We start from the raw sequence: 20,311 nt of genomic DNA, 5'->3' as shown, positions 1-20,311 counted from the left end.
TCGGCAGGTCCGGGCATGCTGGATCCCGCCGGGGGAACCGCGACGGCCGTCGACCGACCATCGACGCACCGTGAGCGAACCGCCTCGGCGCCACGGGATGTTCTGCGAGGGCTACGGGGGCCTGCGATGGATGCGGTGAGCGTGAAGGGTGCGGTGCGCGCGGACTTGGGAGACGCGGTCGGCTTGGCGAATGCGACGGCCCCGATCGCTCCGCTGGTGAAGCCCGCGCTGCGGCGCGGCTGGCGCGATCTCAACACCGTGCAGTTCGGGATGGCACCGGCGCACGCGATGACGCTGGGGCCGATGGACCCGGCGACGGGCAGCTTCCTCGACCTGCTCAACGGCACGCGGGGGATGCCGCTGCTGCGTGAGGAGGCGCGCCGGATGGATCTGCCCGACGGCCATGTCGACGGGCTGGTGGCGGGGCTGGCACGGGCCGGTCTCCTGGACGACGCCAGAGGAGGTGGCCCGGCCGCCGACGCCCTGCGCGGCAAGAAGGAGGTCCTGGACCGGCTGCGCCCCGACCTCGCCTCCCTCTCCCTGCTCACCACGGGACCGGGCGACGCGATCGGGCAGCTGGCGGCGCGACGCTCACTGCGGGTGCAGGTAAGGGGCGCGGGCCGGGTGGGCGCGATGGTGGCCTCGCTGCTCGCGGCCGCGGGGGTCGGCGAGGTCGACGTGTGCGACGTCGGCAAGGTCGAGTCATGGGACGTCGCGCCGGGCGGACTGCCGTCCGAGTCCGTCGGAGACCGCAGGGACGAGGCCGCCCGGCGGACCGCACGCGGCTGGGCTCCGGACCGCCCACCGCGCCGCGCCCGCACGGCACCGCCCACAGCCGGCGACCCCGGCTTCTCGCTGGTGATCCTCGCCCCGCGCGACGACGTCGACGTCCACGCGCCCGCTCCGTCCGCCGCCGAACCCCTCGTCGATTCGGGTACGCCCCATCTGTACGCCGGCGTCGTGGAGGCCACCGGAGTCGTCGGCCCCCTGGTCCTGCCCGGCGAGACGGGCTGCGCGGGCTGTCTGCACGAGGGACGCAGCGACCGGGACCAGGCCTGGCCCCGCCTGGTGGCCCAGTGGCGCTCGGGTTCGGGCAGGCCACGCCCGGTGCGGCCCTGCGATGTGACGCTGGCCACTACGGTCGCCGGGCTGGCGGCCGCACACGCCCTCGTCTTCCTGGACGGCCGGGTCCCGACGACCGCGGGCGCCCGCTGGGAGGTCTCGCTGCCCGGGCTGACCTGGCACGCTCGACCGGTCTGGGCGCACCTGGCATGTCCGTGCGGTGCCGCGGAGAAAGGTAAGAAGGGGGCACAGGCCGATGAGGACGGGCAGCCGCACGAGACAATGACGGGGCAACGGTCGTCGAAGTCATGCCGTGAGGCGGACGCGGCGCGGCCGGCAGGGACTTGGAGGGCGCATGTCTGATCTTCCCCGCAAGGCGGTCACCCGGACCGCCAAGCTCGCCGCGCTCCCGCTCGGCTTCGCCGGGCGGGCCACCTGGGGACTGGGCAAGCGGATCGTCGGCGAGTCCGCGGAGATCGTCGGCCGCGAGCTCCAACAGCGCACGGCGGAGCAGCTGTTCAAGGTGCTCGGCGAGCTCAAGGGCGGCGCGATGAAGTTCGGCCAGGCCCTGTCCGTCTTCGAGTCGGCGCTGCCCGAGGAGGTCGCCGGCCCCTACCGGGCGGCGCTGACGAAGCTGCAGGAGGCGGCCCCGCCGATGCCGACGCGCACCGTGCACACGGTGCTCGCCGAGCGGCTCGGCAAGGACTGGCAGGAGCTGTTCCTCGAGTTCGAGGACAAGCCGGCCGCCGCGGCCTCGATCGGCCAGGTGCATCGTGCGGTGTGGCACGACGGCCGCGAGGTGGCGGTCAAGGTCCAGTACCCGGGAGCGGGCGAGGCCCTGCTGTCCGACCTGAACCAGCTGAGCCGTTTCGCCCGTCTGCTGGGCCCCCTCATCCCCGGTATGGACATCAAGCCGCTGATCGCGGAGCTCAAGGACCGGGTCTCGGAGGAGCTGGACTACGGCCTGGAGGCCCAGGCCCAGCAGGCCCACGCGGAGGAGTTCGCGGACGACCCGGACGTCGTGGTGCCCGGTGTGGTCCACCAGTGCGACCAGGTGCTGGTCACCGAGTGGATCGACGGCATCCCGCTGTCGGAGATCATCTCGGACGGCACCACGGAGCAGCGCGACCGCGCCGGCCAGCTGCTGGCCCGCTTCCTCTTCTCGGGCCCGGCCCGCACCGGTCTGCTGCACGCCGACCCGCATCCGGGCAACTTCCGTCTGCTGCCCGGCGGTCCGGCCGGCGAGGACGACTGGCGGCTGGGCGTCCTGGACTTCGGCACGGTCGACCGGCTCCCGGGGGGCCTGCCGACCACGATCGGCGACTCCCTGCGCATGACCCTCGACGGCGAGGCGGAGGCGGTCTACGAGCTGCTCTGCGAAGAGGGCTTCGTCAAGGAGTCCATAGAGCTGGACCCGGCCGCCGTCCTCGACTACCTCCTGCCGATCATCGAACCGGCCGACGTCGACGAGTTCACCTTCACCCGCGGCTGGATGCGCAGCCAGGCGGCCCGCATAGCCGACCCCCGCTCCCCCGCCTACCAGCTGGGCAAGCGGCTGAACCTGCCACCGGCCTACCTGCTGATTCACCGCGTGACGCTGAGCACGATCGGTGTGCTGTGCCAGCTGGGCGCGACGGTCCGGCTGCGGGACGAGCTGGAGGAGTGGCTGCCGGGGTTCGTGCCGGAGGAGCCGGAGGAGGAAGAGTCGGCCGCGGAGGCGTGAGCTACCACCAGGCCGAGTCGAGCCGCCCCTCGATCGCCCGGAGGTTCTCCCGGGAGCAGGCGTCGCAGAAGTAGTGGCGGGTGCCGTTCTCCACGGAGCAGATCCAGGTGGGTTGCGGACCCTCGGCGCGGGTGCCGCAGTGGGCACACACCAGGGGCTGGGGCTCCGCCGGGGAGCCGCCGTCGTCACTGCCTCCGGAAGGACTCGTCACGCGGCGACGATACGCCGAGGTCGGCGCCCGCGCGGGCAGAACGCACCGCGGGGGCCGGTCCGTTCGGACGGACCGGCCCCCGCGGGGAGCTTTCGCCTCCCGGGCTGGGGAGGCCACCGCTTCAGGTGTGGTTGGTCACTGCATGACGGCCATGGCGAGCGCACGGCGGGCACGCCGCGAGGCGCGCTCCGCACGGCGCTGCATCCGGCGGGCGGACACCAGGCGCACGGCCTGTCGTTCCCGCTCGGCCTCGTGCAGCAGGTCGTGCATATGCGCACGAGCCAGGGCTTCTGGTTGAAGTTGCATCTCTCGGGTCCTGTTCTGGGGTGAACCGGCGGTGCCGGTAGTCGTGGTGTCTTCGATCGCGGAGCCGGCGGGCTCGTTGGTGGACGGCTTCATCGGGGCCTGCTTCTTGGGGTCGTGCGTGAGGGGGCGGTCGATCGTTCCTGCGGTGTTCATGCCGTGACCGGGTTCTTGCGCGGGCGACCACGCGGCCGCTTCCGGGCGACGACAACACCCTGGACGAACAGCTCGCCACCCCAGACGCCCCAGGGCTCACGCCGCTCCTTGGCGCCGGCGAGGCAGGCCTCGATCAGCGGGCAGGTGCGGCAGAGGGACTTGGCGTACTCGACGTCCGCCGGCGACTCGGCGAAGAAGACCTCCGGGTCGTAGGAACGGCAGGGGACGGGTACGCCGAGGTTCTCGATGGCGTCGTCGAGCGCGGTGAGCGCAGTGAGCGGGATCAAGGCGGAGTCCTCCGTGAGGCCGGGCGGGGGGATCGTTTCGGAAGGCGGTACGGACGGGGCGTGCGCTTCGAGTTGCACGGTTGGTCTTCCTCGTCTGGTCGTTCCGGCCCTGTTGGGCCGGGTGGCGGCTGGTACCGGGTTCTTTTCTTGTCCCGAGGCCCCTTCGCCCGTCCGTCCCGGTGCTGGGACAAACAGAAGGGCCGCGGATCCCGGATGGGGTTCCGCGGCCCTGAAGGCGCCGGCCTGATTGTCGATCAGGCTGGATCACTCCAGGGTTCTGGCCCACGGAAGGCCCACATCTGGTGGTGCTGCGTCGTCTGCTTCCGGTTACCGGCACCGGCCGCCGTAAAGGCATAGGCCTGTGCCTGCGCCGCTACTGCTTCCAGTGCCTTGGTCGGTCGCTCATTGCGCTCACTGACGGGAAGACCCGCGAGAGACACGGAGGACGCCGGCCGGGCGGCACGAATGCCGGACAGACCGGTGCCCGAGATGCTGGCGCCGAGCATGCACATGGAGGCGACGACCGAGGGATCGGTCATTTTCGCGGTCTTGATGGAGCTGGCGTTGATGCTGATCACTGGACTCGCCTCCTCTCGGCGTCTTGGGGGACTGGGATGAACCAGTCCGACGGATATGCAAGTAGAACACGGAATCGGGGCCTCCGAGAAGGCCTCCGTCCCCGTGGCTAAGAACCTATGGGGATTGCTGGGGCATGCGCAAACTATTTTTTCGACGAGTTTCCGTCAGCCTTCCTCGTCGTCCTCCGGGACCTCCCGGCCTGCGCAGATGGCCAGGACATCGGCCCCGTACCGGTTGAACTTGCGCGCTCCGACGCCGGGGATCCGGGCCAGCTCGTGCTCCTCGTCGGGGACGGCCTCGGCGATCGCCATGAGTGTCTTGTCGGTGAAGACGCAGAAGGCGGGCTGTCCGCTGAGCCTCGCCTGGTCCGCCCGCCACTCGCGCAACCGCTCGTACAGGCCCTCGTCCATGTCGGACGGGCAGTCCTCACAGCGCATCAGTTTCATCTCGCCGGCGTCGGTGAGCGTGCGGCCGCACACCCGGCAGCGGGCCGGGCTGCGCTGGGTGCGCCGCTGAACGACGTCGGGCCGGCCGGCGAAGCCGCGCTCGATCCCGCCGGAGCCCGCCGCCGCGCTGCGGCCGACGGTGGCGGTGGAGCCGGGACGCAGGCCGTCCAGGAAGCGGCTGGGGCGCCGGTTCGGGCGGCCGCCGGGCGAGCGGGACAGGGACCAGGAGACGTGCAGGCGCTCGCGGGCGCGGGTGACGCCGACGTAGAGGAGGCGGCGCTCCTCCTCGATCTGCTCGTCGGTCTTTGCGTAGGTGATCGGCATCATGCCCTCGGCGACGCCGACCAGGAAGACGACGTCCCACTCCAGGCCCTTGGCCGAGTGCAGGGAGGCCAGGGTGACGCCCTGGACGGTCGGGGCGTGCTGGGCGTTGGCCCGCTCGTCCAGCTCGGCGACGAGGTCCCCGAGGGTGGCGTCGGCTCTGGCGGCGACGAAGTCCTGCGCGAGGTTGACCAGGGCGGCCAGGGACTCCCAGCGCTCTCTGACGGCGCCGGAGCCGGCCGGGGGCTGGGATGTCCAGCCCTCCCCCGACAGCACGGCGCGGACCTGGGAGGGCAGGTCGACGGCGTCGTCGAGCAGGGAGTTGTTCCCGCCGAAGCGGGCCGAGCCGCGCAGGGCGACGATCGCCCGGCGCACCTCGGGGCGGTCGAAGAACCGCTCGGCGCCGCGCAGCTGGTAGGGGACCCCGGCGTCGGCGAGGGCCTGTTCGTAGGTCTCGGACTGGGCGTTGGTCCGGAACAGGATCGCGATCTCGGCCGCCGGGACGCCCGCGTCGATGAGCTCGCGGATGCGGCGGGCGGCGCCCTCGGCCTCGGCCGGCTCGTCGACGTACTCGGTGTAGCCGGGCTCGGGGCCCGCCGCGCGCTGGGAGACCAGCTCCAGGCGGTGGTCGGCGGCGCGGCCGCGGGCCTGGGCGAGGAGGCCGTTGGCCAGGTGGACGACCTGGGGCGTGGAGCGGTAGTCCCGGACCAGCTTGACGACGGTGGCGCCGGGGTGGCGGGTGCGGAAGTCGAGGAGGTGGTCGGGAGTTGCTCCGGTGAACGAGTAGATCGTCTGGCTGGCGTCGCCGACCACGCACAGGTTGTCCCGCTCGCCCAGCCACAGGTCCAGCAGGCGCTGCTGGAGCGGGCTGACGTCCTGGTACTCGTCGACGACGAAGTGCTGGTACTGGGCGCGGACCTGTTCGGCGATGTCACCGCGGTCCTGCAGGACGGCGACGGTCAGCAGCAGGACGTCCTCGAAGTCGATGACCGCGCGGTCCCGCTTGAGGTCTTCGTAGACGGAGTAGAGCTGGGCGATCTCGGCCGGGTCGCGGGGGGCGTCACGGCCGGCCTTGACGGCGGCCGCGGCGTAGTCGGCGGGGACGGTCTGGGTGACCTTGGACCACTCGATCTCGGCGGTGACGTCCCGCAGCTCGCCCCGGTCGAGGCGGATGCGGCAGGCGGCGGCCGCGTCGGCGACGAGCTGGATCTTGCGGTCGACGAGCCGGGGCATGGAGCCGCCGACGGCTTTCGGCCAGAAGTACTGGAGCTGGCGCAGGGCCGCGGAGTGGAACGTACGGGCCTGGACGCCGGCGGCGCCGAGCTGCCGGAGCCGGCCGCGCATCTCGCCGGCGGCACGGTTGGTGAACGTGACGGCCAGCACGCTGGAGGGCTGGAGGATCCCGGCGCGCACTCCGTAGGCGATCCGGTGGGTGATCGCCCGGGTCTTGCCTGTGCCGGCGCCGGCGAGCACGCACACCGGGCCGCGCAGGGCGGTGGCCACCGCGCGCTGCTCGGGGTCGAGCCCGGCGAGCACCGCGTCGGCCGACTCCGGAACCTGCGGGAAGAGCGTGGAGTGCGTTGCTGCTGTCACACCGCCATGCTGCCAGGTCGCCGGAGACAGGAGCGGCGGTTGTCCACAGGCAGGCACCGGCAGTCGTACTAATGCGGCAGGCGTCACGTCGGGCGGGGCACCGCGTGTGGGAATGGTGGCCCTTTCAAGTACGTTCCCACTGCGACCACCGATCCCCAGCAGCTGAGGAGAGCGAGAGACATGCCGGGCACTCTGACGATGTACAGCACGACGTGGTGCGGTTACTGCCGCCGGCTGAAGAGCCAGATGGACCGCGAGGGCATCACGTACAACGAGATCAACATCGAGCAGGACCCGGAGTCCGCGGCGTTCGTGGAGAAGGCGAATGGCGGAAACCAGACGGTTCCGACCGTGCTGTTCTCCGACGGTTCGACACTCACGAACCCGTCGCTGGCGCAGGTGAAGCAGAAGATCGGCGTGTAGTCGCTCCGCGGTTTCGCAGAGACGGAGAAGGCGGTTCCTGAGGCGGCTCAGGGGCCGCCTTCTCGCTTGTGGTGCGACCCCGGACGATCGTTGCCTTCAGACGAAGCTCCTCGTCGGCAGCGGCTTGCCATACCACATCTCGATCAGGCGGGCCGCGATGGAGATGCCGTAGGGCGGCAGCACCTCGCCGGCCTCGAAGGCGGCGCCCAGTTCGTCGCGGGAGAACCAGCGGGCCTCGTGGATCTCGTCGCCGTCGACGTTGATCTCGGTCGAGGTGGCGTGCGCCATGAAGCCGAGCATCAGGCTGGACGGGAACGGCCAGGGCTGGCTGGCGACGTACTCGACCTGGCCGACAGTGATGCCGGCCTCCTCGAAGACCTCGCGGCGCACCGCCTGCTCGATGGACTCGCCGGGCTCGACGAAGCCGGCCAGCGTCGAGAAGCGGCCCTCGGGCCAGTGCACCTGGCGGCCGAGCAGGATGCGGTCCTCGGCGTCGGTGACCGCCATGATCACGGCGGGGTCGGTCCGCGGGTAGTGCTCGGCGCCGCAGGCCTGGCAGCGGCGGATGTGGCCGGCCGCCGCGATCACCGTGCGCTCGCCGCAGCGGGAGCAGAAGCGGTGGGTGCGCTGCCAGTTCTCCAGGCCGACCGCGTGCACCATCAGACCCGCGTCGCGGGGTGACAGCAGCAGGCCGGCCTCGCGCAGGCCCGCCGGGCGCGCGGACTGGTCGATTCGGCCGGGCAGCGCGTCCTTCTGGAGGGCGAAGTAGCTGACGCCGTCCTCGTCGGTGCCCAGGAAGTAGCGGTGCGCCTCGGTGAGGGGGGCTTCGAACGAGGGGGTCATGACGAGTTCGGTACGGCCGTCCGCCGTCTCGTCGATGAGGACCTGGCCGCCGGAGACCACGAAGCAGCGGGTCGTGGGGTGGCTCCAAGCCGCCGCGAGCCAGGCCTCGTCGAGGCGGTGGTGGGCGGCGCGGTCGATGCCGCTCGGGGCGGTGAGCGAGATGGGGCGGTCGGCGGTGTGGTCGGTCCAGGTGGTCACGGGTGCTTCCAACTCCCCCAGTGGAACGGATTGTTTCGGCGGGCGGTCAGGCGGGACGTGTCGTGGGCGGCGGTCGGCGCCGGGCACTCAGGGTGCATGGCGCCATGTCTCCGCGAGGTCGCCCCACAGGTACGCGGTGGTCTCGACGCCCTTGAGCAGAAGGTCGAGCTCGACCTTCTCGTTCGGCGCGTGCCAGCCGTCGGACGGGACGGAGATGCCCAGGAAGAGCACCGGTGCGCCGAGGGCCTCCTGGAGGTCGGCGGCCGGGCCGGAGCCGCCCTCGCGCGTGAAGCGGACCGGCCCCTCGAAGGCGCGGCCCATGGCGCGGGCGACGGACTGCAGGGCGGGGTGGTCCAGCGGTGTCAGGCACGGGCGCGTGGCGGCGCCGAACGTGATCTCGTGCCGGATCCCGGCGGGCACCTGCTCGGCGGCCCACGCGCGGACGGCCTTCTCGATGTGGTCGGGGTCCTGGCCGGCGACGAGTCGGAAGGACAGCTTCACCATGGCCGAGGACGGGATGATCGTCTTGCTGCCGGGGCCCTGGTAGCCGCCGCCGATGCCGTTGACCTCGGCGGTGGGGCGGGCCCAGATGCGCTCCAGGGTGGTGTGCCCGGCCTCGCCCCGGACGGCGTGCGACCTGGCGGTGCGCAGCCACTGCTGCTCGTCGAAGGGCAGCTCGGCGAAGAGTTCGCGCTCGTGCTCGGTGAGTTCGATGATGCCGTCGTAGAAGCCGGGGACCGCCACGCGTGCGTGCTCGTCGTGCAGGGCGGCGACCAGGCGGGCGGCCGCGGTGGCCGGGTTGGGCACGGCGCCGCCGAAGGAGCCGGAGTGGATGTCCTGGTCGGGGCCGTACAGCGTGATCTCGCACTCCGCGAGGCCGCGCATGCCGGTGCACACCGTGGGGGTGTCCTCGGACCACATGCCGGTGTCGGAGACGATCACGGCGTCGGCGGCGAGCCGGTCCGCGTACCGCTCGACCAGTGCGCGGAAGTGCGGGGAGCCGGACTCCTCCTCGCCCTCGACGAGCAGCTTCAGGTTGACCGCGGGGGCGGTACGGCCGGTGGCGGCGAGGTGGGCGCGGACGCCGAGTGTGTGGAAGAACACCTGGCCCTTGTCATCGGCCGCCCCGCGCGCGTAGAGGCGGTTCTCGCGGACGACCGGCTCGAAGGGGTCGCTGTCCCAGCCGTCCTCGCGGGCGGCGGGCTGTACGTCGTGATGGCCGTAGACCAGGACCGTGGGCGCCTGGGGATCGGCGGCGGGCCACTCGGCGAAGACGGCCGGGGCGCCCGGGGTCTCCCAGACCTCGGTGGTCGGGAAGCCGGTCTCCTGGAGCTTGGCGGCGAGCCAGTCGGCGCTGCGCCGTACATCGGGAGCGTGGTCGGGCTGGGCCGACACGGACGGGATGCGCAGCCACTCGGCGAGGGCGTCGAGGAAGGCGGCACGATGCTGCTCGATGTACGTACGGACGGCGCTGACGGCACTGTCAACGGGCTGGCTCATGGTCACGAGCCTATCGGCCCGCACCGACATCCTCGGTGGGCGGTTCCTCACAGTTTGCTTGTGCGCCGGGCTCGCCCAGCAGCAGCCGCTCCAGTGCCGCCCGGTCCGGCAGGCCCTCCGGTCGTACAACCTCACCAGTGCGTACGTACAGGAACGCCGCGTTGACGGATTCCAGGGGAATGCCCTGCTGCTCGGCCCAGGCCAACCGGTACACGGCAAGCTGGAGGGGGTCTGCGGTACGGGATTGGCTGGTCTTCCAGTCGACGATCTCGTACGTCGTCCCGTCGCCGTCGTCCGCCTTGTAGACGGCGTCGATCCGGCCCCGGACCACGCGGCCGGCGATGGCCAGCTGGATGGGCGCCTCGACGCGGTGGGGCGTGCGGTGCGCGTACTCGGTGCGCTCGAAGGCGTCCTTGAGGGCCTCCAGGTCACGTTCGTCGGCGATCTCGGCCTCGCTCCCGGGCAGCTCGTCCGGCTCCAGCACGGGCAGCGTCAGCTCTTCGAAGCGGGCCTCGACCCAGGCGTGGAACCGGGTGCCCCGGCGCGCGGCCGGCTGCGGCGGGCGCGGCATCGGGCGCGCGAGCTCCTGCGCGAACCCGTCCGGGTCGGCGGCCAGCCGGAGCACTTGGGACGCGGTGAGCGAGGCGGGCAGCGGCACGTCGGTCACGGCTGCACGCGCGCGTAGGAGCTCACCGGTGAGGGCGTCGAGGTCACGGTCCCAGGAGGCAAGAGTGCGCGCCTCCTCCGGGGTGAGGCGGGCCGGCGCACGGCCACGCGTGCGTGCGCCCGCCTCCTCGGCCCGCTCCGGAGCCGCCGCCTGGTGCGGCACGCTCGGTCGGTCCGCGGACCATGCGTCCCAGTCGTCCGGCTCGCCCTCGGCGAAGGACTCAGTGAACGGATCCTCCTCGTAGGGCAGTTCATCCGCGTCGTAAGGGAGCTCTTCGTCGTCCGGCGGCGGTGGCCACTCCGGGTCCTCGTGGTCGTCTGGGTCGTGTACGGCCGCGGGGTGGTCGTCCTCGTGGGAGGCGAGGTCCTCCAGGTGGGCCAGGACGGTTTCGGCGGCCTTTCGGCGGCGGGTGAGGGACGCCTCGTCCAGGGGCAGGGGCCAGACCTGGTCGGCGCTCGCCCTGTGCAGGGCCGGGTTCTCCTCGTCCTCGGCCGGCTCGTCCGCCCAGGCCTCGATCTCGCCGTAACCCGTCTCACAGTGCTCGTAGAGGTCCAGCAGGAAGCCGGAGGGGCCGCGCGGCTTCTTCTGGCTGGGGCCCCACCAGTGGCCCGAGCCGAGGAGGAGGGAGCGGGGGCGAGTGAAGGTGACGTAGCCGAGGCGGAGTTCCTCGGTGTGCTGGTGCTCCTTCATGTCCTCCTGGAAGGCCTTCAGGCCGCGCGAGTCCCAGGCCTCGACGTCGGGGAGGGTGTCGGCGTCGCCGCGCAGTTCGTGCGGCAGCACCTTGCCCTGGGCGGTCCACTTCTCGCGGCCCTGGGTGCTGGGGAAGGTCCCCGTGACCAGGCCGGGGACGGCGACTACGTCCCACTCCAGGCCCTTGGACTTGTGCGCGGTGAGCACCTTGACGGTGTTCTCGCCGCCCGGCAGCGCGTTGTCGAGACCCTTCTCGTACTGGGCGGCCGTGCGCAGGAAGCCCAGGAAGGCGAGCAGGGTCGCCTCGCCGTCGCCGGCGGCGAACGCGGCGGCGACGTCCAGGAAGTTGGAGAGGGTCTCGCGGCGGCGGGCGGCCAGCGCGTGCGGGGACGCCGACAGCTCCACCTCCAGGCCGGTGACGGCGAGGACGCGGTGCAGGACGTCCATCAGCGGGTCGGACAACGAGCGGCGCAGGTCGCGCAGTTCGGCGGCCAGGCGCGCGAACCGCACGCGTGCGTCCGGCGAGAAGGGCAGTCCGTCGTCCTCCTGCTCGGCGTCGAGCGGCAGCTCCAGGAAGGTGTCGAGGGCGTCCGCCAGCGATATCACCTCGGACGGATCGACCCCCTCGACGGCCTCGGCGAGCCGGCGGTCCCGGTCCTCGTCGCCCTCCACGCGCGCGTGCGCGACGAGTCGCCGGGCGCGGCGGCCCAGCAGGGCGAGGTCGCGCGGGCCGATGCGCCAGCGCGGACCGGTCAGCAGGCGCACCAGGGCGGCGTTGGCACCGGGGTCCTGGAGGACCTCGCAGACGGCGACCAGGTCGGCGATCTCCGGCAGGTGCAGCAGCCCGGACAGGCCGACGACCTCGACGGGGACGTCCCGGGCGACGAGCGCGCCCTGGATCTCCGCGAAGTCGGTCGCCGTACGGCACAGGACGGCGATCTCACCGGGTGCCTTGCCGGTGTTCACGAGGTGGGCGATCGAGTCGGCGAGCCACTCGATCTCCTCGGCATGGGTGGGCAGCAGCGCGCAGCGCACCATGCCGTCGCGCTCGGCGCCGGGAGCCGGGCGGAGTGCCTCCACGCCCGCGTGCATGGCACGCAGGGGCTCGGCGAGGCCGTTGGCGAGGTCGAGGAGGCGGCCGCCGCTGCGGCGGTTCTCGCTGAGCGCCTGACGGGTGGCCGGGCGGCCGTCGGGGTGCGCGAAGTGCTCCGGGAAGTCGTCCAGATTGGCCACGGAGGCGCCGCGCCAGCCGTAGATCGCCTGGCAGGGGTCGCCGACCGCGGTGACCGGGTGGCCGGTGCCGCCGCCGAACAGGCCCGCCAGGAGGATGCGTTGGGCGACCGAGGTGTCCTGGTACTCGTCGAGCAGGACGACACGGAACTCGTCGCGCAGGATGCGGCCGACTTCGGGGATCTGCGCGAGCTGCGCGGACAGGGCGATCTGGTCGCCGAAGTCGAGCAGGTCGCGCTCGCGCTTGGCGGCCCGGTAGCGGACTACAAGGTCGGCGAGTTCACGGCGGGCCGCGGCCGCCTCGGGGACCTTGCGCAGGTCGGCGTTGGTGAGCTTGGCGCCCTGCAAGCTGCGCAGCAGTTCGGCGTCGTACGCGCGCAGGTTCTCGGGTCGTACGAGGTGCTCGGCGAGTTCGGCGTCGAGGTTGAGCAGGTCGCTGACGAGGTCGGCGAAGGAGCGGGTGAGCGCCGGGTAGGGGCCCGGGGACTCCCGCAGGACGCGCGCGGCGAGTTGGTAGCGGGTGGCGTCGGCGAGCAGCCGGGATGTCGGCTCCAGGCCGATGCGCAGGCCGTGGTCGGTCAGCAGGCGGCCCGCGAAGGCGTGGTACGTCGAGATCACCGGCTCGCCCGGCGGGTTGTCCGGGTCGACGACGTCGGGGTCGGTGACGCCCGCCCTGATCAGCGCCTTGCGGACGCGCTCGGCGAGTTCGCCGGCCGCCTTGTTGGTGAAGGTGAGGCCGAGGACCTGCTCGGGGGCGACCTGGCCGGTGCCGACCAGCCAGACCACGCGCGCCGCCATCACCGTGGTCTTGCCCGACCCGGCTCCGGCCACGATCACCTGCGGGGCGGGCGGCGCGACGATGCAGGCCGTCTGCTCCGGGGTGAACGGGATCCCGAGGAGCTCCTTGAGCTGATCGGGATCGGTGATACGAGGCGGCACGTCAGAGAGGCTAGCGGCGGCCACTGACAACGGAGGACCGATCGACCTTGGGTCGAGGAGAAGCGCAGGTCAGCACGGGGGGTGTCGTCGCTCACCCGGGTCACTCGACCACGTGCCGCCCCTCGGGCCGAGCGCTGCAGGACGCCCGGAACGCGCAGTGTGTGCAGTGTTGTCCGGAGGTCGGGGTGAAGCGTTCGTCGAGGACCTTGCCGGCGGCGGTCGCCAACAGGTCGCCGACCCACTCACCCTCAAGCGGCTCCTGGGCCTGCACCTTGGGCAGCGTCTCGCCGCCGTCCCGCCGCGCGGCGCCCTGGCGCAGCTGGACCAGTTCGGCGCCGCCGGGCTCGGGGCGTACCCCGTCGAAGGCCTCGTCGACGGCGCCCTCCTTGACGGCGAGCTGGTAGACGGCGAGCTGGGGGTGGTGTTCCACCTCGCGCGCGGTGGGCGCCTGTTTGCCGGTCTTGAAGTCGACGACATAGGCGCGGCCCTCGCCGTCCGCCTCGACGCGGTCCATCTGACCGCGGATGCGCACCTCGTAGTCGCCGGCTTCCAGGGTGACGTCGAAGTCGTGCTCGCTGGCGACCGGCGTACGTCCCGTGCGGTCCATGACGTGCCACTTCAGGAAGCGTTCGAGCGCCACGCGCGCGTTCTCCTTCTCCTGCGCCGACTTCCAGGGCGCGTCGAAGGCGAGCGCGTTCCACACGGAGTCGAGGCGTTCCATGAGGACGGCGAGGTCGGCCGGGGTGTGCCCGGAGGCGACCTCGTCGGCGAGGACGTGCACGACGTTGCCGAAGCCCTGGGCGGCCGTGGCGGGCGCGTCGGCCTTCACCTCGCGGCCCAGGAACCATTGCAGGGCACAGGTGTTGGCGAGCTGGTCGAGGGCGCTGCCGGAGAGCACGACGGGCTGGTCGCGGTTGCGCAGCGGCACCTTGGACTCGGTCGGGTCCCACATGCCCCACCAGCGGTAGGGGTGGGCGGACGGCACGAGCGGGCGGCCGTCCTCGTCGGCGAGCGCGGCGAGCCGGGCCAGCCGGTGGGCGGCGGCCTCCCTGAGGGTGTCGGAGACGCGCGGGTCGACCGTGGTGGCGCGCAGTTCGGCGACGAGCGCGGCGACGGACAGCGGGCGGCGGGGGCGGCCGGTGACGTCCCTTGATTCGACGCCGAGTTCGGTGAGGAAGCGGGATGGCTGGTCGCCGTCGTCGGCGGGGGCCTTCACGGCGGTGACGACGAGGCGTTCACGCGCGCGCGTGGCGGCGACGTAGAACAGGCGGCGCTCTTCGGCGAGCAGCGCACCCGGGGTGAGCGGTTCGGCGAGTCCGTCGCGGCCGATGCGGTCGGCCTCCAGGAGGGAGCCGCGGCGGCGCAGGTCGGGCCACAGGCCCTCCTGGACGCCGGCGACGACGACCAGGCGCCACTCCAGGCCCTTCGAGCGGTGCGCGGTCATCAGGCGCACGGCGTCGGGGCGTACGGCACGCCGGGTGAGCGTGTCGGCGGCGATGTCCTCGGCGTCGATCTCCTCCAGGAAGTTGAGGGCGCCCCGGCCGCCGGTGCGCTCCTCCGCGCGCGTGGCGGTCGCGAACAGCGCGCACACGGCGTCCAGATCGCGGTCGGCGTTGCGCCCGGCCGCGCCGCCGCGCCGGGCGGACCGCTCCAGCCGCGCGGGCCAGGGCGTGCCGTCCCAGAGGTCCCACAGCGCCTCCTCGGCCGTACCGCCGCCCGCGAGCCGCTCACGGGCCTTGCGCAGCAGCGCGCCGAGCCGTTGGGCGCCACGCGCGTACGCGGGGTCGTGCACGGCCAGCCGTTCGGGCTCGGCCAGCGCCCGCGCCAGCAGCTCGTCCGAGGGCGCCGGCAGGGCATTGCCGCCGGCCCGCTCCTCGTCCCGCAGGGCCCGCCCGAGGCGGCGCAGATCCGCCGCGTCCATGCCGCCGAGGGGAGAGGCGAGGAGGGTGAGCGCGGTCTCGGTGTCGAGCCAGCAGGGGGCCGCCGCATCGGTTGCGTCGTCTTCGCCGCCGTCCACCGGCTCGGCCGCCTCACGTTCGCCGGCCTCCAGCGCCTCAGCCGCGCCGCCTTGGCCGCCCTCCGGCGCGCCCTCCTCGCTCTCGGCCGGCGGTGCCACGTCCGCGCCCTCGCCACGCGCGCGTGGGCCCCCGTCGGCCGCCTCCGCCGCAGCCACCGCCCGAAGCGCCGTCAGCAAGGGCGCCACCGCCGGTTCGTGCCGCAGTGGCAGGTCGTCGCCGTCGATGTCGAGGGGGACCCCCGCGGCCGTGAGCGCACGGCGCACCGTCGGGATCGTGCGGGACCCGGCGCGCACCAGGACGGCCATCTCGCGCCAGGGGACGCCGTCCTCCAGGTGTGCCCGGCGCAGGATGTCGGCGATGTTGTCCAGCTCCGTACCGGCCGTCGGGTACGTGTACACCTCGATGCGGCCGCCGTCCCGCACCGGCGCGAGCTCGCGATGCGCGCGAACCTTCTCCGCCGGGAGCCGGGTCAGCGGCATGCGCTGGGTGAGCAGCCGGGTCCCGGCGAGCAGCGCGGCGCCGGAGCGGCGGGAGGTCCGCAGAACCTCCACGGGGGCGGGGCGGCCGTCCGCGCGCGGGAAGGCATACGGGAACTCCAGGATGCCGTTGACGTCGGCGCCCCTGAACGCGTAGATCGACTGGTCCGGGTCGCCGTACGCGACCAGGGTGCGCCCCCCGCCCGCGAGCGCGTGCAGCAGCCGTACCTGCGCCGCGTCCGTGTCCTGGTACTCGTCCACGAGTACGGCGTCGTACTGCGCGGCGAGCTTCTCGGCGACCTCGGGTCGGTGGGCGAGGAGGACCGCGCGGTGGACCAGCTCCGAGTAGTCGAGCACGCCCTGGAGGTCGAGCACGTCGAGGTACTCGGCGAGGAAAGCGGCCGCGGCGCGCCAGTCGGGGCGGCCGATGCGGTGGGCGAAGGCATCCAGGGCGCCCGGGTCCAGGCCGAGTTCGCGGCTGCGCGCGAGGACCGCGCGGACCTCGTCGGCGAAGCCCCGGGTGGTCAGGCAGGCGCGCAGCTCGTCCGGCCAGCGCACGTGCGCGAGGCCGAGCCGCTCCAGGTCGGGCTGCCCGGCGAGCAGTCCGCGTACGGCGACGTCCTGTTCGGGGCCGGACAGCAGCCGCAGCGGCTCAACGAACAGTTCGCTGTCCTGGTGGGCGCGGACCAGGGCGTAGCAGAACGAGTGGAACGTCGTCGCCTGGGGCGAGTGGGCCGCTCCTATGCGCAGCGCCATGCGGTCGCGCAGCTCGACGGCCGCCTTGCGGCTGAACGTCAGCACCAGGATGCGCTCGGGGTCCCCGCCCCGGGCGATCCGGGCCGCCACCGACTCGACGAGCGTGGTGGTCTTGCCGGTGCCCGGACCTGCGAGGACGAGCAGCGGACCGCCCTTGTGGTCAACCACGGAGCGCTGTGCGGCGTCCAGAAGAGGGGGATCCGGTCGGGCCGGCGGGGTACGGACCAGTCGGTAAGCGCCACGGTTCCCCTGTCGCACCTGGGGGTGCGGCAGGCGCCTGGTGGAGGAAGAGGAGCTCACGTGGTTCGCCGGTCCTGGTGGTCGTACTGGTTGTCGGACCACCGCGCGTGCAGGGCGGTGATCGGGTGGTGAGGGGGACTCGTGCAGCCGACGCTACGCCGACGGGTGTTGCGGAAGCAGGGCTTCCCCTTCTTCCCTCTCCTCCCGCACGGCACTCGCGACACGCGCGCCCCTCGCCTCACGAACGTACGGCATGCAACGGGCGTGCCCCTGTTCCCCCGTACGGATCACGGGTCACACACCGGATCGTCGTATGGCGGAAGCTTTCAGGTGTGACCCTCCGTGCGTTCGCCGCCGTCCCAGCGCGCCCGCTTCATGTCGAGGCGCGGCAGGTGGCCCTGGGCGGCCCGGCTCGCCTCCTTGAGGGGCGTGCCCTCGGCGCGGTAGTGGTCGAGCGCCCGCAGCTCGTGCCCGGGGAGCAGCACACCGTCCGAGCGCACCACACGCCACCACGGAACGGCTCCCCCATAGAGGGCCATCACCCGGCCGACCTGCCTGGGACCGCCCTCCTCCAGCCACTCGGCCACGTCGCCGTACGTCATGACACGCCCGGGCGGGATCAGTTCGGCGACCTCCAGGACGCGCTCGGCGTACTCGGGCAGCGCGTCGGGGCGGTCCTCAGGCGGCAGGCTCTCCTCGCTCATCCGCCCCATCCTGCCGCACCCCACCGACAGTGTGACGGGCCCGTCACCATGCGTATCCCTCGCCCCGGGGCGGCGCTTCCGGCAGACTGTGCGCCCCCGCCCTTGCACCCTGATGCCCCCGTGTGTCAGTGGGGCATGCCACCATCATGCGGGCGGTGACCGGTGATACGAGATCAAGAAGAGACGATGAAGCAGCAGGGTGTGCACCCGGAGGACGCTCAGAGCGCCTCTGACGCTTCGTCGCGCCCGGACACCGACAACGACGACACCGACACGCCCGCGAAGGACGTCGAGGAGGCCGCGCGGAACGACGACTCCGAGTGCCTCGACGAGGCGCACGCCGACGAGGTCGAGGGCGACGAACCGCTGCTCCCCGCGCGCGTGCACCGCCCCTCCGACCTGATGCGGCTCCTGGTGGGTCTGCTGGCCGTCGTCGTACTGCTGGCGATCGCCGCGTTCGCGCACGGCACCACCTCGGGTCTCGAACAGGACATCAACAAGGGCACCGGACAGGCGCCCGACCTGCTCATCAAGATCGCCGGCCTGGCCTCCAGCATCGCGATCCTGCTGGTGCCGGTCGCGTTCGCGATCGAGCGGCTGATCAAGCGCGACGGCCTGCGCATCGCCGACGGCGTGCTCGCGGCGGTCCTGGCGCACGGCGTGACCCTCGCCACAGACCTGTGGGTCGCCAAGGCCGCCCCCGACTCCATCCAGGAGGCGCTCACCCAGCCCTCCCCCGGCGACATCCACGCGCTGACCGACCCGGTGCACGGCTATCTCGCCCCGGTCATCGCGTACATGACGGCCGTCGGCATGTCCCGGCGGCCGCGCTGGCGCGCGGTGCTGTGGATGGTGCTGCTCCTGGACGCGTTCTCGATGCTCGTCACCGGCTACACCACGCCGTTCTCGATCATCCTGACGGTGCTGATCGGCTGGACCGTGGCCTACGGGACGCTGTACGCGGTGGGCTCGCCCAACGTCCGTCCGACCGGGCGGACGCTGATGGCGGGCCTGAGGCACGTCGGCTTCCGTCCGGTGAGCGCCGCGCGCGAGGAGGTGACGGAGACTCCGGAGACCGGCGACCGCGGCCGGCGCTACTTCGTCACGCTGGAGGACGGCCCGCCGCTGGACGTCACGGTCGTCGACCGCGAGCAGCAGGCGCAGGGCTTCTTCTACCGCGCCTGGCGCAACCTGACGCTGCGCGGCTTCGCCACCCGCAGCAGCCTCCAGTCGCTGCGGCAGGCCCTGGAGCAGGAGGCGTTGCTCGCGTACGCGGCCATCGCGGCCGGCGCCAACGCGCCCAAGCTGATCGCGACCTCGGAACTCGGCCCCGACGCCGTCATGCTCGTCTACGAGCACACGGGCGGGCGCACCCTCGACTCCCTGGCGGACGACCAGATCACCGACGAGCTGCTGCACGACACCTGGCACCAGGTGCGCGCGTTGCAGTCGCGCCGGATCGCGCACCGCAGGCTGGTGGGCGACGCGATTCTGGTGGATCGTTCCGGCACGGTCATCCTCACCGACCTGCGGGTCGGCGAGATCGCGGCCGGCGACCTGCTGCTGCGCATGGACGTCTCGCAGCTCCTGGTGACGCTCGGCCTGCGGGTGGGCGCCGAGCGCGCGGTGGCGTCGGCTGTGGGCGTGCTCGGCCCGGACGCGGTGGCCGACTGTCTGCCGATGCTCCAGCCCATCGCGCTCAGCCGCACCTCGCGCGCGACCCTGCGCAAGCTGGCCCGGGAGCGCGCCCAGCGGGAGCGGGAGGCGGTCCTGGAGGCGTCCCGGCAGGCCAAGCAGGCCCGCCTGGAGGCGGCCGGGGACGACGACACCAGGCCCGTACTCGAAAAGCCCGACAAGAAGGCCGTACGAGCGGAGCAGCGGGCCGAGAAGCGGGCCATCGACGAGGCCATCGACGAAGCGCGCGAGGAGGATCTGCTCAGTCAGATCCGGCACCAGGTGCTGTTGATCAGGCCGCAGGCGCCGGTCGAGCCGGCCCGGCTCGAGCGGGTGCGGCCGCGCACGCTGATGAGTTTCATCGCGGGCGCCATCGGCGCGTACTTCCTACTCACGCAGCTCACCCACATCGAGTTCGGGCCGCTGATCGAGAACGCCCAGTGGGGCTGGGTCCTCGCGGCCGTGGTGTTCTCGGCGGGCAGCTACTTCGCGGCGGCGATGGCGCTGCTCGGGTTCGTGCCCGAGCGGGTGCCGTTCCTGCGGACGGTGGCGGCGCAGGTCGCCGGGTCGTTCGTCAAGATCGTCGCGCCGGCGGCGGTGGGCGGCGTCGCCCTCAACACGCGCTTCCTGCAACGCGCCGGGGTGCGCCCCGGCCTCGCGGTCGCGAGCGTCGGCGCGTCGCAGTTGTTCGGGCTCGGCTGCCACATCCTGATGCTGCTGTCCTTCGGCTATCTGACCGGCACGGAGAAGACGCCGTCCCTGTCGCCGTCCCGGACGGTCATCGCGGGCCTGCTGACGGTGGCGGTGCTCGTCCTGGTGGTCACCTCGGTGCCGTTCCTGCGGAAGTTCGTCGCCACGCGCGTGCGTTCGCTCTTCGCCGGTGTCGTGCCGCGCATGCTGGACGTGCTGCAACGGCCGCAGAAGCTGGTCACCGGCATCGGCGGCATGCTCCTGCTGACCGCCTGCTTCGTGATGTGCCTGGACGCCTCGATCCGCGCCTTCGGCCAGGAGGGGACCTCGCTCAGCATCGCCAGCGTCGCGGTCGTCTTCCTCGCCGGCAACGCGCTCGGCTCGGCGGCCCCGACCCCGGGCGGTGTGGGCGCCGTCGAAGCCACCCTGACGGTCGGTCTGATCGCGGTCGGCCTCCCCAAGGAGGTCGCGGCCCCCGCCGTCCTGCTGTTCCGCCTGCTGACGCTCTGGCTGCCCGTGCTCCCGGGCTGGCTGGCCTTCAACCACCTGTCCCGCAAGGGCTCGCTCTAGTACGGCCGTTTC

14 protein-coding genes are annotated in these 20,311 nt (G+C 72.7%); 4 read left to right on the top strand and 10 right to left on the bottom strand.

Annotated features, from left to right (window positions below):
• The first annotated feature begins 204 nt into the window (after positions 1-204).
• Entirely contained in the window at positions 205-1,425 is a 1,221-nt protein-coding gene (locus tag ACQEWB_RS32560; RefSeq protein WP_432844141.1) for a ThiF family adenylyltransferase, read from the top strand.
• A complete protein-coding gene (locus ACQEWB_RS32555) occupies positions 1,418-2,785 on the top strand; it encodes an ABC1 kinase family protein (protein ID WP_432837307.1) in 1,368 nt (455 codons plus the stop codon). Before ACQEWB_RS32560 ends, ACQEWB_RS32555 begins: the two co-directional genes overlap by 8 nt.
• Position 2,786: 1 nt before the next feature.
• Here ACQEWB_RS32555 and ACQEWB_RS32550 read toward each other — a convergent pair whose 3' ends face one another.
• From ACQEWB_RS32550 to ACQEWB_RS32530, 5 genes are all read right to left on the bottom strand, one after another.
• Positions 2,787-2,996 carry a hypothetical protein gene (locus ACQEWB_RS32550; protein ID WP_432837305.1) on the bottom strand — a complete coding sequence of 70 codons (210 nt, stop codon included), beginning with the start codon at positions 2,994-2,996 and terminating at the stop codon, positions 2,787-2,789.
• A gap of 135 nt (positions 2,997-3,131) precedes the next feature.
• Positions 3,132-3,455, bottom strand: coding sequence for a hypothetical protein (locus ACQEWB_RS32545; RefSeq protein WP_432837303.1), 324 nt, complete (start codon positions 3,453-3,455; stop codon positions 3,132-3,134).
• Complete coding sequence (locus ACQEWB_RS32540) at positions 3,452-3,820, bottom strand: WhiB family transcriptional regulator (RefSeq protein WP_242766163.1); 369 nt, start codon at positions 3,818-3,820, stop codon at positions 3,452-3,454. Before ACQEWB_RS32540 ends, ACQEWB_RS32545 begins: the two co-directional genes overlap by 4 nt.
• A 176-nt stretch (positions 3,821-3,996) precedes the next feature.
• Positions 3,997-4,320 (bottom strand): hypothetical protein, encoded by a 324-nt coding sequence (locus tag ACQEWB_RS32535; RefSeq protein ID WP_432837300.1) that lies wholly within the window; start codon positions 4,318-4,320, stop codon positions 3,997-3,999.
• Between the two features lie 165 nt (positions 4,321-4,485).
• Positions 4,486-6,681, bottom strand: a complete 2,196-nt coding sequence (locus tag ACQEWB_RS32530) for an ATP-dependent DNA helicase UvrD2 (RefSeq protein WP_432837298.1) — start codon at positions 6,679-6,681, stop codon at positions 4,486-4,488.
• A gap of 180 nt (positions 6,682-6,861) precedes the next feature.
• On the opposite strand from ACQEWB_RS32530, the gene ACQEWB_RS32525 reads away from it, so the two are divergent.
• Positions 6,862-7,104, top strand: a complete 243-nt coding sequence (locus tag ACQEWB_RS32525; RefSeq protein ID WP_432837296.1) for a mycoredoxin — start codon at positions 6,862-6,864, stop codon at positions 7,102-7,104.
• A 96-nt stretch (positions 7,105-7,200) separates the two neighbouring features.
• On the opposite strand, the gene nudC is transcribed toward ACQEWB_RS32525, so the two are convergent.
• The 5 genes from nudC to ACQEWB_RS32500 all read right to left on the bottom strand — a co-directional run bounded on the left by nudC (position 7,201) and on the right by ACQEWB_RS32500 (position 17,365).
• Positions 7,201-8,145 (bottom strand): NAD(+) diphosphatase, encoded by a 945-nt coding sequence (nudC, locus tag ACQEWB_RS32520; protein WP_432837294.1) that lies wholly within the window; start codon positions 8,143-8,145, stop codon positions 7,201-7,203.
• Between the two features lie 87 nt (positions 8,146-8,232).
• On the bottom strand, positions 8,233-9,645 hold the full coding sequence (locus ACQEWB_RS32515; protein WP_432837292.1) for a dipeptidase: 1,413 nt from the start codon (positions 9,643-9,645) through the stop codon (positions 8,233-8,235).
• A gap of 10 nt (positions 9,646-9,655) precedes the next feature.
• Complete coding sequence (locus tag ACQEWB_RS32510) at positions 9,656-13,171, bottom strand: UvrD-helicase domain-containing protein (RefSeq protein WP_432837290.1); 3,516 nt, start codon at positions 13,169-13,171, stop codon at positions 9,656-9,658.
• A 100-nt stretch (positions 13,172-13,271) separates the two neighbouring features.
• The gene (locus ACQEWB_RS32505; protein WP_432837288.1) at positions 13,272-16,721 is read right to left on the bottom strand and encodes an ATP-dependent helicase; all 3,450 of its coding nucleotides are present in this window, start codon (positions 16,719-16,721) and stop codon (positions 13,272-13,274) included.
• Positions 16,722-16,987: 266 nt separating this feature from the next.
• The gene (locus ACQEWB_RS32500) at positions 16,988-17,365 is read right to left on the bottom strand and encodes an MGMT family protein (RefSeq protein ID WP_432837286.1); all 378 of its coding nucleotides are present in this window, start codon (positions 17,363-17,365) and stop codon (positions 16,988-16,990) included.
• A gap of 186 nt (positions 17,366-17,551) precedes the next feature.
• On the opposite strand from ACQEWB_RS32500, the gene ACQEWB_RS32495 reads away from it, so the two are divergent.
• Positions 17,552-20,299, top strand: a complete 2,748-nt coding sequence (locus ACQEWB_RS32495; RefSeq protein ID WP_432837284.1) for a lysylphosphatidylglycerol synthase domain-containing protein — start codon at positions 17,552-17,554, stop codon at positions 20,297-20,299.
• The last annotated feature ends 12 nt before the right edge of the window (positions 20,300-20,311 follow it).

Source organism: Streptomyces sp. CA-249302, from assembly GCF_050936785.1.
Lineage (GTDB): Bacteria > Actinomycetota > Actinomycetes > Streptomycetales > Streptomycetaceae > Streptomyces.
This window is presented reverse-complemented; position numbering and strand designations above follow the sequence as displayed.